Below are 12,322 nucleotides of genomic sequence, written 5' to 3' on the forward strand. Positions count from 1 at the left end.
TGGTCGCCGGTATGCCGGTTATGGAGGTGTCGGCTCGTCGCGGGGGAAGCGACGTCGTCCCGACGATGGTTGTTGCCCGCGCTCCAGAACCGGGGCGGGCCCTGACTGTTGTTGCACATAGCCCCGGGCCGCCGGGGGCGTGTCCACTATGGTGCTTGCCATGCGGAAGCTGATCATCGGACTGCTGTGCCTGGCGGGGCTGGCAGTGGTTGTCGATTTCGGTGCGGCCGCATATTCGGAGTACCGCGTATCGCGATCACTGAAGGTGGGTGCCGAACTCAGCGCCGACCCCGAGGTCACCTTCCACGGTTTCCCGTTTCTGCGGCAGGCACTCGACGGCCGCTACGACAATATCGAGATCAAGGCCGACAGTGTCCGGCCCGATATCCCGGGCGAGATCGGGCTGGAGGCCACCCTGCTGGGGATGGACCTCCCACTGGGTGATCTGGTCGACGGGCGGGTGCGCAATGTCCCGGTCGAGCAGGTGGATGTCCGGATGCGGGTCGCGCCGACCGAACTCGGCCGCCTCTTCGGCATCCCCGATCTGGAAGTCCATTCCCGGCCGGCCGACAAATCCGACGGCACCGGCGGTTCGGGCGGTTCGGGGATGACCACGGCGGGCGCGCTGGTACTGACCGGGACCCTGCCCTCGGCACCGAGCGGACAGCAGGGGGCGAGCTTCGCCGGCGAACGGGTGAGCGTCGCGGCCGATCTGCTGCTCGACGGCGATCAGGTGCGGATCGTGGCGACAGGTCTGTACTCCGAGGAGATCTCGCCGGTCCCGTCTCAACCGGTGGTCGACGAAGCCGATATCCCGGCGGTGCTGGCGATGTTCACCCGTACCATTGATACGAAAGAGCTTCCTTTCGGAATCCGACCCACCGAGGTCACCGCCCTGGGCGGCCATATCGTGGTCGAGGGCCGGGGCACAGATGTGACGATCGATTTGAACAGATTGCGGCGCCCATGATCGAGATCACCATTCTGGCGGTAATGCTGCTGGCCGGGCTGGCCGTCGGCCTGTACCTGCGCCGGCGCGACGGCGCGGTGCGGTCCGCGCCGGTCACGCTGGACCGCGATACCGACGCACGCGACGATCTGCTCGTGGCCGCGGGTGTGACCGGGTCCGGCCCCGCGGTCCTGCATTTCTCCGCCGACTGGTGCGGGCCGTGCGCGGCCGTCCGCCGCGTGGTCGCCGACGCCACCCGCGACCTGGCCGATTCACCCCAACCGCCGCGCGATATCGAGGTCGATATCGACACCGACCCGGCGCTGGCCAGGGCGCTGAACGTCCTGTCGCTACCCACCACCTTCGTGTTCGACGCCGAGGGCCGGGAACGGTTCCGGATCTCCGGTGTCCCCAAGACCAGCGATCTGCGTAGCGCGCTGAGCCCGCTCACGGCCGCGTAAGGCCCCCTGACCAGCCGATCACCCCCTACCCGCTCGGGATCTTCCGGGATTGGGTAGACTGCCCGGTGTGCAAAACCACCACGAGCTGATGCTCACCCGTCGCCGCACAGTCGATCTGTGCCGCCTCGGTGGTTGTTGCTGCCTGTGCCGCTGAGCGGTCGGGTCTCGATTTCCTGACGCCGACCACGGTTCCCCCGCGCGAGCGATCTCGATCCCCCGGAGAACCGATCCCCCGGAGAACCGGCCTATTCCGCCGAAAAGTTCGAGCGCAGGAGTTTCGTCTATGTCCACTACCACCACCGTTCCGGATCGGGTCGATGTCCGCGGCCCGCGTTTCGTGGCCTGGGTGACCACCGGCGTCCTCGTACTGGTGTTGTCGCTCGCCGCGTTCGCTCCGGCCGCCGCTGCCGCGCTGATCGCCGTGCAGGCGGTGGTCTTCGCTCTCGGCACCTGGCTCGGACCGCGCCGGCACCCGTACGGCCTGGTCTACGCACGATTCGTCGGGCCGCGCCTGGGCCCGGTCGCCGAAACCGAACCGGCAGCGCCGCTACGGTTCGCCCAGCTGCTCGGTTTCGTGTTCGCCGCGGTCAGCCTGCTGGGTTTCCTGGTCGGCGCCACACTCGTGGGCGCGCTGTTCGCCGGGTTCGCCCTGTTCGCGGCCTTCCTGAACGCCGCATTCGGGATCTGTCTCGGTTGCAAGCTGTATCCACTGGTCACCCGGCTACGCCCGGCTCCCCCGTCCGAATCCCCCGCATGAATAAATCCGCTGTCACCACTGAAAGGGAAAACATGGCTCGCTCCGATGTCCTGGTCTCCGTCGACTGGGCCGAAGAGAACCTCAAAACCCCCGGCGTCGTCTTCGTCGAGGTCGACGAGGACACCACCGCCTATGAAGGCGGACACATCGAGGGCGCTGTGCGGCTCGACTGGAAGAAGGACCTGCAGGATCAGGTTCGGCGCGACTTCGTGAACCAGGAGCAGTTCTCCGCGCTGCTCTCCGAGCGCGGGATCGCGAACGACGACCAGGTGATCCTGTACGGAGGCAACAACAACTGGTTCGCCGCCTACGCCTACTGGTACTTCAAGCTGTACGGCCACAACGACGTCAAGCTGCTCGACGGCGGCCGCAAGAAGTGGGAGCTCGACGGGCGCCCGCTGTCCGGCGATACCGTCAGCCGCCCGGCGACCCAGTACAAGGCGGGCGAGCCGGACACCACCATCCGCGCCTTCCGTGACGAGGTCATCGCGGCCATCGGCACCAAGAATCTCGTCGATGTGCGTTCCCCCGACGAGTTCTCGGGCAAGATCCTGGCCCCCGCGCATCTGCCGCAGGAACAGAGCCAGCGTCCCGGCCACATCCCCGGCGCGATCAACGTGCCGTGGAGCAAGGCCGCGAACGAGGACGGCACCTTCCGTTCCGACGCCGAACTCACCGACATCTACGGTGAGGCCGGTCTGGACGGCGGCAAGGAGACCATCGCCTACTGCCGTATCGGCGAGCGTTCCTCGCACACCTGGTTCGTGCTGCAGGAGCTGCTCGGACACCAGAACGTCAAGAACTACGATGGCAGCTGGACCGAATACGGCTCGCTCGTCGGCGCCCCTATCGAGTTGGGAGAATAACCACAATGTGTGCAGCACCTACCCAGGGCCAGGCCATCCCGGCCGGGGTCGATGTGGAGAAGGAAACGGTCATCACCGGCCGGGTTCTCGCCACGGACGGCGAGCCGGTGGCAGGCGCATTCGTGCGGCTACTGGACGGCAACGGGGATTTCACCGCCGAGGTCGTCGCCTCGGGCACCGGTGACTTCCGTTTCTTCGCGGCGCCGGGCAACTGGACGCTGCGCGCGCTCTCCTCCGCGGGCAACGGCACAGCAGAACTCCGTCCCGACGGCCCGGGCATCCACAACCTGGACGTCGCCGTCTCGAAGTAGACACACCGGGACCTCACGGGCCCAGGACCGCCTCGCACGAGCCGGCCCTGGGCCCGTTCCGTTTCCACCGACCACACGCTGAGCCCGCCATCGCAGTTTCCGGATCATCGCTTTCCGACGCGGCCGACCATCCACAGAACGAACGGCCACCATCGAGCACTCACAGTGCCGTGAACCTATCCAGGCCGGTCGAGAACCCTGTATACCCATACCTTTCGTCTACTCCGGATGGTCACCCTCCATAGTCGGGGCCCGCCCCGGTTCTGGAGCGACAGAGCGAAGGAGCGCAGCGACTGAGCGCCGGAGTGAAGAACCGGGGTCACGAGGGCCCCGACCGCCCCGCCGCAGGCGGGGCAAACAACACAGTCGGGGCCCGCCCCGGTTCTGGAGCGACGAAGCGAAGGAGCGCAGCGACTGAGCGCCGGAGTGAAGAACCGGGGTTAATAGGGCCCCGACCCGCCCCGCCGAAGGCGGGGCAAATAAACACAGCATAGAATTACAGCGTGGTCCTCTTCTTCGAGATTCTGCTGGTCGCCGTATCGATCCTCATCGGATGGTTCGGCCTGTACGTCTTCTACCGGCTGTTCACCGAGTCATGAGCGATCTCGCGAGCGAGGGTTCCGATCCGTCCGAGCGAGCGAGCGACAGCAGCAACGGAAAGCCTCCGGGCGTCGATCACGACCGCAACGGTCACGGCCGTTCGGCCGAGACCGAGTCGTCGCTGAGCGGCGATCGGGCGGTGGCCCACGCGGCCGAACGTGCAAAGGCGACCAGCGGCCGCAATATTCCGGTGCTCCCGGACCTCCCGATTCCCGACGATACGGCGAATCTGCGCCTGGGCCCGGACTTGAACCCGGCCATGCTGGCGCTGTTGCCGATGGTCGGTGTGTGGCGCGGTGAGGGCGAGGGAAACAACCCCGAGCGGGGTGACTACCGCTTCGGCCAGCAGATCGTGGTCTCTCATGACGGTGGCGACTATCTGAGTTGGGATTCGCGATCCTGGTTCGTCGAATCCGACGGCGGCTACGGCGGGCCGGATCTGCGTGAGAGCGGCTTCTGGCGGGTCGGCGTCGAGGGCAACGACGAGGTCCTGGAGCTGCTGCTCACTCACAGCACCGGGATCGTCGAACTGTTCTACGGCACGGCACTGACCCAGTCTTCCTGGGAACTGGCCACCGATGTGGTGATCCGCAGCCAGACCGGCGCGGTGGTGGGTGGCGCCAAACGCTTGTACGGGATCGTCGAGGGCGGCGATCTCGCCTATGTGGAAGAGCGTGTAGTGGCCGACGGTCCGCTGCAGCCACGCCTTTCCGCCCGGCTGCAGCGCTATATCGGCTGACCCGCGGATCCGTCGGCGGGGCGCCCGGGTCGGCGAGAATACCCCGGTCCCCGTGGGCGATGGTCGGCCCGGGCACAGAACGGCCCCCGAGCCATATCGGCGCGGACTCCGGTGTGAATACGGGGGTCTCGCGGCCGATCCCGATCGGACGGACCGGGGACTCGGGGGCCGGGTGGCTACCGTGGATTCGCTGAGCGCTGAAGCGATCGGAATCCAGGGGACAGCCGGCTACAGCGTCAGCTGGTAGCCACCTCACGCGTCCTGAGAATTTTCATTCTTGGGATCACCTCCTTCCTTGTGTACCTCCGAACTTAGCGACCACCAGCGGTGGTCGGCAACGGAATTTCGTCGAGCGCGTAACGAGTGGTCACGCCGTCCGCGAAAGCGGCCCGTACCTGGCCGGATGCATCGACGGTGATGACCAGGCCGGCGCGGTGCCCGGCCGGTAGCTGATGCGTGACCACCACCACGTCCCGATCGGCCGCCACGAGGCCGCTGTCCATATCGAGCAATGCGCGCAGCAGCTCTGCCCCGGTCGCGGCGTCGAGGTGTTCGGTCGGTTCGTCCAGTAGCAACACCCGGGCCGGGGAGACCAGGGCCCGGGCAAGCAGGATCCGCCGACGTTGACCACCGGAGACCGCCGCCGCACCGCCGGGGAGGTCGGTGTGCACACCGTCGGGCAGCGCGTCCAGCCAGTCTCCCAGGCCCGCCGTGCGCAGTGCGCGCTCGGCGGTCTCGGCGTCGAGGTCGCCGCGGGCCACCCGCAGGTTCTCCAGCACGCTGGTACCGAACAGGTGGGCGTCCTCGGCGAAGAATCGCACCTCTTCGTCCGGATGGTCGAAGAGACCGGCCCACGCCATCAGCAGGGCGGTTTTTCCGGCACCGCTGGGTCCGACCACCACCACACGCGATGCTTGTGGACGCTCGGGGATCTGCCACTGCCCGTCGCCGACCCAGCCGATCACGACCCCGTCGGCGCGACTGTCCGCGTAGGGGTACGGATGTGGGTATCCGCCGGTGCCGAACCGCTTCCGCGTATCCGCCGATACCGACCCGATGTGGGCCGGGAACTCGGCGGCGGCGACCACGGAGGAGTCGACCACGGAGGAGTCGACACGGCCGGTGCCCCCCGGACGGTGGTCGGGCGATACCGCACGCAGTCGGTGCAGCGCCGCCCGCGCGACGGTGAGGGTCTGTGCGGCGGCCGGCAGCGGACCTGTCGCTTCGAACGCCGACAGTGGCAACAGGACCAGAACGGTCAGTGCCATCGGTGTCATCGCACCCGGGCTGCCGCCGTCGAGGCCGTAGACGATGATCCCGATCAGCAGTGCGGCGAGGACGGTCACCCCGGTCGCGAGCGGGATCGCGGCCGACGCCCAGGCATTCCGGCCGGCGGCCCGGTCCTCGGCCGTCAGCGCTCGACGGTTCGCGGCAGCCGCGGTGTCCAGCGCGGACCCGAGCTTTCCGGCGACCCGCAGTTCGGCGGCGTGGTCGAGCACGGTGAGCGCATGGGCGGCGAATTCGGCTCGGTCGGCTCGCGCCGACCGTTCGGCGGCGGCCGCGGCGCGGCCGGAGAGCCAGGGCGCGACGATCCCGGCGAACGCCAGCGCTGCGGCCAGCACCGCCGCGGCCGGCACCGAGATGAAGGCCAGCATCGCGACCGCCGCCACGGCCAGCACCAGCGCCACCGCGACGGGAACGAAGGTCCGGACTACCACCGCACCGAGATCGTCGATATCGGTGCCGACCCGGACCAGCACATCACCGCGTCGCAACCGCCCGGGGACACCGGGTCCGCCCGGTGCGGTGGGTGTACCGGTTCCCTGCGCGATATCCGGGGTAGCTGCCCGGCGAGTCAGCCACAGGGGCGTCCCGGCCAGCGCGCGGTACACCGAGGTACGGGCGGCGGTCATCGAGCGCAGGGCGACATCGTGGGTGGCGAGTCGCTCCAGGTACCGGCATACTCCGCGCGAGATTCCCAGCGCCCGCACCGCCACCACGGCGACGGTGAGATCCAGTACCGGCGGCATCTGCCAGGCCCGGGCGATCAGCCAGGCGGCGAGCGCGGCCAGGCCCAGCGCGCTGCCCAGGGCCAGCACTCCCCATCCGATCGAGATCGCCAGCCGCCGACGCGGGATCTCCAGCAAACCCCACATCTGCCGGGTATCGCGCAGCAGGAGCCGGATCCGGGACCAGCGGCGTCCCGGGCGGGTCCAGAAGTGCGGAGGACGAGTGGATTCGGTTCGAGAGCTCATCGCGACATTCGGGGGGACGTCGTCGGTACCGCGACGATCTCGTCGGCTGCGGACAGTAGTGCCGGACGGTGGGCGACCACGACCACAGTCACGCCGGTACGCGCCAGTGTGGTGAGTGCCGCCGCCACCGCGACTTCGCTGTCGGGATCCAGATGGGCGGTCGGTTCGTCCAGCAACAGGATCGGGCGGTCCGCGGCCAGGACCCGGGTCAGCGCGAGCCGCTGCCGTTGGCCGAGGGATAGTCCGATCCCCCCGGACCCGACCACGGTATCCCATCCGGCGGGCAGCCCCTCGAGCACAGCGTCGAAACCGGTTACGGCACAGGCGGCGTCCAGTTCGCCGAGAACCCGGGCCGCCCCCCGGCGCTCCGGTCCGGCGACGGTGGCGCCGAGCAGTTCGAGATTCTCCCGGAGCGTTCCCGGTACGAGTACCGGCCGCTGCGGGAGCCAGGCCAGGCGCGACCACCACTGTTCGGCGGGAATCTCGCGGATATCGACGTCGTCGACGAGCACGGCGCCCCGGGTGGGCTCGATCAAACCCAGGATCGCCTGCAGTGCGGTCGATTTCCCGCAGCCGTTGGGCCCGGTCAGCGCGGTGACGGTGCCAGGCGCGAAGACAGCGCGCAGACCTTCGGGGGCGGCGCCGTCCCTGGAATCCACCGTGAGATCCCGGAGTTCGATGACACCGGCACCCACAGCGCCGTTACGGCGGGGTCGCGCTCCACTGTCGCCGGCTCCGGGTACCGATTCCCGGTCGATCACCGCGTCGTCGCCGGACGTGGGGTCCAGAACCGCGAAAGCGCGGTCCGCCGCCGCCATTCCGTCCTGTGCGGCATGGAAACGTTCCCCTACCGTACGCAGCGGCAGGTAGACCTCCGGGGCGAGCACCAGGGCCACGATCCCGGCGTAGAGGCTCATATCGCCGTGCACCAGGCGCATCCCGATCGCCACTGCGACCAGCGCGACCGAGAGAGTGGCCAGCAGTTCGAGGACCATCGAGGAGAGGAACGCGAGCCGCAGTGCGCTCATGGTGCGGCGATGCAGCGCTTCGCCCAGTCCACGTACCCGCCCGCTCATCGTGCGTCCCGGGATATCGGTCGCAGCCCCGGTCTCCCGGCCGAGGGCGCGCAGCGTGGGCATTCCGGCGAACAGGTCCAGGAGCTGATCCGACAGCCGGGTGGTGGCCGCCAGCGTTTCCCGCGCCCGGCCTTCGGTGAGCAGGCCGATGAGGATCATGAAGGCTGGGATCAGCGGCAGCGTGATCAGCACGATCACCGCCGAGGTGAGGTCGTGCACCGCGATCACCGTCAGCACGACCGGCGGTACGAGCACCGCGAGCAGTAGTGCGGGTACGTACCCGGTCAGGTAGGCGCGCAGGCCGTTGAGCCCGCTGCCCACCACCACCGCTAGTTCGGTCCGCCGTGACTCCAGTTCCCGCGGCGGGAGTTCGGCGCCCGCTGCCAGGACTGCCTGTTCGAGTTCGGCGACAACCGCAGCGCCGGCCCGATGCGCTATCCGCGACTGCCACCACGCCGCCAGTGCCCGCACACCGAGCGCGATCGCGAGGAATACCAGCTCCGCAGTCCACGAACCGAGCGACCTGCGGGCGGGATCGGTGATCACCCCGGCAAGCACCCGTCCCAGCAGCACCGCCGCGCAGGCGATGCTCACTGTGGTCACCAGCGAAAGGGCGACGCTCAGTGCGAGATAGCGGCGCGCCGAACGCGCATACCGCCACAGGCGTGGGTCGACAGGCGGGCGGGCCATGGGTCACTCCTCGATCACAACGCGAGGTGGAAGTCCGATTCCGGGTGGGATGTGCTCGGCACTGATGCGTTTGCGGAACACCCAATAGGTCCAGGCCTGATAACCCAGCACCACCGGTGTCACGATCACTGCGGCCCAACTCATGACCTTCAACGTGTACGGGGTCGAGGAAGCATTGTCGACGGTCAGGCTGAACGCCGGGTCGATAGTGGACGGCAGCACATCCGGGAACAACGCGCCGAACAGCAAACCGGTCGCGGCGAGGACGGTGAGCGCGGTCCCGGCGAAGGACCAGCCGTCGCGCCCGGCCAGCAGCGCCGCGGCACCACCGAGCAAGCCGAACACCACCAGTGCCACCAGGATCCAGGTCCAGCCGGTCCCGTAAGCGAACTGAGTCCACAGACCGAAGCCGCCCACCGCCAGTGCCGTCGGCACCAGCAGTAGCCGGGCGGCCCGATGCGCGTCGTCGCGGACCTCACCGGCGGTCTTGAGCGCCAGGAACACCGCCCCGTGCAGGGCGAAGAGCAGTCCGGTGGTGAGCCCGCCCAGCAGGGCGTACGGGCCGAACAGTTCGCCGAAGGCACCGGTGAACTGTTTATCGGCGTCCAGCGGAACCCCGCGCACGATATTGGCGAACACCCAGCCCCAGGCCAGTGCGGGCACCCAGGAACCGATTCCGATCCCGATATCGCAGCGTGCCCGCCAGCGCGGGTCATCGATCTTGCCCCGGTATTCGATCGCGCAGATACGTAGGATCAACGCCACCAGGAGCAGCAGCAGAGCGAAGTAGAACCCGGAGAACATGCTCGCGTACCACTCCGGGAACGCCGCGAACAGCGCGCCACCGGCGGTGATGAGCCAGACCTCGTTGCCGTCCCACACCGGGCCGATGGTGTTGAGCACCACTCGGCGGCGGGTGTCGGATCGCCGGCCGAGGATCGGCATGAGCATCCCGACTCCGAAATCGAAGCCCTCGAGCACGAAGTACCCGGTGAAGAGCACTCCGATCAGTACGAACCAGAATTCCTGCAGTCCCATGCCCGGCTCCTAGTAGGCGAACGAAAGCTGTTCGGCGACAGGTTTTTCCGCAGACCCGTCCGTGGGTGCACCCGGCGGTCGTTCCGGGCCCTCCAGCACATAGCGCCGCATCAGGTAGAACCAGACGACCGCCAGCAACCCGTAGAGCACCGTGAAGGTGACGAGCGAGATCCACACCGTGGCGGCCGAATGGTCGGAGACCCCCTGCTGCACCATCAACCGCAGATCTTGGTCGCCGGTCGGGTTGGGTACCACGACCCAGGGCTGACGGCCCATCTCGGTGAACACCCAGCCGGCCGCATTGGCCAGGAACGGGGTCGGGATCACGAGCAGGCTCAACCAGGAGAACCAGCGCTGGTCGGGTACCCGGCCCCGCCTGGTCATCCAGAATCCGGCGAACACCAGCAGCGCGGATCCGGCGGCGAGGCCGATCATGGCGCGGAACGACCAGTAGGTGACGAAGAGGTTGGGCCGGTAGTCGCCGGGGCCGAATTTCTCGTTGAAGGCCTGCTGGAGATCGACGACGCCTTCCAGTTCCACCCCGGTGAACTTGCCTTCGGCCAGCCAGGACAGCACGAACGGCACCTCGAGCACATGCGTCACGCTGTCGCAGTTGTTGTGTGTGCCGACGGTGAGGATCGAGAAATCCGGGTCGGTCCGGGTGTGGCACAACGATTCCGCCGAGGCCATCTTCATGGGCTGCTGCTCGAACATCAGCTTGCCCTGGACATCACCGGTATAGATCAGGGCGACCCCGGAGATCACCACCACCAGCAATGAAACCCGCGCGGCCGGGCGCCACATGGTGCGAGCCTCGGCGAGTTTGCCCGGATCACCGCTGCGTGCGTTGCGCACCATCCACCAGCCGGCGATCCCGGCGACGAAGGTGCCCGCGGTGAGAAATGACCCCGCGACCACATGGGGGAAGGCGGCCAGCGCCGTGTTGTTGGTGAGCAGTTCGACGATGCTGGTCAATTCGGCTCGCCCGGTTTCCGGGTTGTACCGGGCCCCGACCGGGTGCTGCATGAAGGAATTGGCCGCGATGATGAAGTACGCGGAGGCATTGACGCCGATCGCCACCATCCAGATGGTGCCCAGGTGGACGAGTTTGGGTAGCCGGGACCAGCCGAATATCCAGAGCCCGATGAAGGTGGACTCCATGAAGAAGGCGACCAGGCCTTCCAGGGCCAGGGGTGCGCCGAAAACGTCACCGACGAATCGGGAGTATTCGCTCCAGTTCATCCCGAACTGGAATTCCTGCACGATCCCGGTGGCGACACCGAGCGCGAAATTGATCAGGAACAGTTTCCCGAAGAATTTCGTGAGCCGGTACCAATGCTCCTTGCCGGTGACGACCCACGCCGTCTGCATTCCCGCGACGATCGGCGCCAGACCGATCGTCAGGGGTACGAACAAGAAGTGGTAGACGGTCGTGATGCCGAATTGCCATCGCGAGACATCCAAGGCGTCCACACCGGGCCTCCTGTTACTACGACGTGTCGTAGACACACACTACGCGGCCCCGGCAGCCGATCAATGTGTCGGCGGACACGACTTGCCGAGCGATACGCACACGATCGAGCAACGGTCTCGGTCACATTCGGGCACGGCCCGGTCACACGGGCGCGCGAAATGTCACCAATCGGCGATGGTCCCGGCCCGATCGATACCCCGGTCGACCATCTCGATGATCTCCGAAGCCGAGTCCGATGCCGACATCCGTACGCCGTCAAGCGAATTCACCCGTGCGGCGAGGGTCACACTGCTGAGCATCCAGATACTGTCGCAGTCGAACAGATCGGCGGTGAAAAACGGTTCATAGCGGCAGTCGTAACCGCGGCGCTCGGCCTCGGCATACAGAGCCCGCTGGGTGACCCCCGGCAGCACACCGTTTTTCGCCGGCGGAGTGATCAACTGCTTGCCCCTGGCGATCACCACCGTCGAACGCGGGCCCTCCAGAACGCGATGTTCGGTACTGGTGAAGATCACATCGTCGGCGCCCATCCGGGCGGCGAACCGCAACGCGGCCATATTGGTCGCATAGGAAAGAGTTTTCGCGCCGAGCAGTTGCCAGGGTGCCGCCTGAGCGAGGTCGACCGAGATACCCCGGGTCAACGTGACCACCGCGACACCCTCGGATCTCGCCGCGGCCACCCGCTCCGCCAGACCCGTCACCATGACGAAGGTCGTGGGAACCGGAACCGCCTCGGACAGTTCACCCGAACGCAGCCCGGCCTTGGGGCTGCCGAGCGCGCTCTCCCGCCCACGGGTCAGCACCAGACGCATGACCCCTTCTTCTTCGCTACCCCACTCCTTGGCCGCGGTCTCGGTCGCGTTCCGCCACCGGGCCAGATCGGGCTCGGGTAGATCGAGCGCCTTGGCGGAGCGGCGCAGCCGGGCGAGATGGAAATCGAGCGCGCAGACCGTGCCACCGCGGACCAGAGCGGTTTCGAAAATCCCGTCGCCCCGCAGGACGCCGATATCGTCGGCATACAGCAACGGCTGGTCCGCGTCGCGGACCTCGCCGTCGAGTGTTACTAGAACTCGATCCACCATGCGCACGAGCGTAGGCCAACACCG

11 protein-coding genes are annotated in these 12,322 nt (G+C 67.6%); 6 read left to right on the plus strand and 5 right to left on the minus strand.

The window, feature by feature from the left end:
• The first annotated feature begins 160 nt into the window (after positions 1 to 160).
• The 6 genes from OG405_RS23205 to OG405_RS23230 all read left to right on the plus strand — a co-directional run bounded on the left by OG405_RS23205 (position 161) and on the right by OG405_RS23230 (position 4,683).
• Positions 161 to 970, plus strand: coding sequence for an LmeA family phospholipid-binding protein (locus OG405_RS23205; RefSeq protein WP_327148567.1), 810 nt, complete (start codon positions 161 to 163; stop codon positions 968 to 970).
• Positions 967 to 1,410: a thioredoxin family protein gene (locus OG405_RS23210; protein ID WP_327148568.1), complete on the plus strand. Its 444-nt coding sequence runs from the start codon at positions 967 to 969 to the stop codon at positions 1,408 to 1,410. Before OG405_RS23205 ends, OG405_RS23210 begins: the two co-directional genes overlap by 4 nt.
• A 283-nt stretch (positions 1,411 to 1,693) precedes the next feature.
• Complete coding sequence (locus OG405_RS23215; RefSeq protein WP_327148569.1) at positions 1,694 to 2,167, plus strand: DUF4395 domain-containing protein; 474 nt, start codon at positions 1,694 to 1,696, stop codon at positions 2,165 to 2,167.
• A gap of 32 nt (positions 2,168 to 2,199) precedes the next feature.
• Entirely contained in the window at positions 2,200 to 3,033 is an 834-nt protein-coding gene (locus tag OG405_RS23220; protein ID WP_327148570.1) for a sulfurtransferase, read from the plus strand.
• A 5-nt stretch (positions 3,034 to 3,038) separates the two neighbouring features.
• Positions 3,039 to 3,344, plus strand: a complete 306-nt coding sequence (locus OG405_RS23225; protein WP_327148571.1) for a DUF1416 domain-containing protein — start codon at positions 3,039 to 3,041, stop codon at positions 3,342 to 3,344.
• A gap of 595 nt (positions 3,345 to 3,939) precedes the next feature.
• Positions 3,940 to 4,683 (plus strand): FABP family protein, encoded by a 744-nt coding sequence (locus OG405_RS23230; protein ID WP_327148572.1) that lies wholly within the window; start codon positions 3,940 to 3,942, stop codon positions 4,681 to 4,683.
• 311 nt (positions 4,684 to 4,994) lie between these two features.
• Here the strand turns inward: OG405_RS23230 and OG405_RS23235 are convergent, their stop codons facing one another.
• From OG405_RS23235 to OG405_RS23255, 5 genes are all read right to left on the minus strand, one after another.
• Positions 4,995 to 6,839, minus strand: a complete 1,845-nt coding sequence (locus OG405_RS23235; RefSeq protein WP_327152459.1) for an ATP-binding cassette domain-containing protein — start codon at positions 6,837 to 6,839, stop codon at positions 4,995 to 4,997.
• Positions 6,840 to 6,934: 95 nt separating this feature from the next.
• A complete protein-coding gene (gene cydD / locus OG405_RS23240; protein ID WP_327148573.1) occupies positions 6,935 to 8,704 on the minus strand; it encodes a thiol reductant ABC exporter subunit CydD in 1,770 nt (589 codons plus the stop codon).
• 3 nt (positions 8,705 to 8,707) lie between these two features.
• On the minus strand, positions 8,708 to 9,742 hold the full coding sequence (cydB, locus tag OG405_RS23245) for a cytochrome d ubiquinol oxidase subunit II (RefSeq protein WP_327148574.1): 1,035 nt from the start codon (positions 9,740 to 9,742) through the stop codon (positions 8,708 to 8,710).
• Between the two features lie 9 nt (positions 9,743 to 9,751).
• A complete protein-coding gene (locus OG405_RS23250; RefSeq protein WP_327148575.1) occupies positions 9,752 to 11,215 on the minus strand; it encodes a cytochrome ubiquinol oxidase subunit I in 1,464 nt (487 codons plus the stop codon).
• Positions 11,216 to 11,377: 162 nt separating this feature from the next.
• Positions 11,378 to 12,298 (minus strand): aminodeoxychorismate lyase, encoded by a 921-nt coding sequence (locus OG405_RS23255; RefSeq protein ID WP_327148576.1) that lies wholly within the window; start codon positions 12,296 to 12,298, stop codon positions 11,378 to 11,380.
• Positions 12,299 to 12,322 lie beyond the last annotated feature (24 nt).

Origin of the sequence: Nocardia sp. NBC_01329, assembly GCF_035956715.1 — a bacterium.
Lineage (GTDB): Bacteria > Actinomycetota > Actinomycetes > Mycobacteriales > Mycobacteriaceae > Nocardia.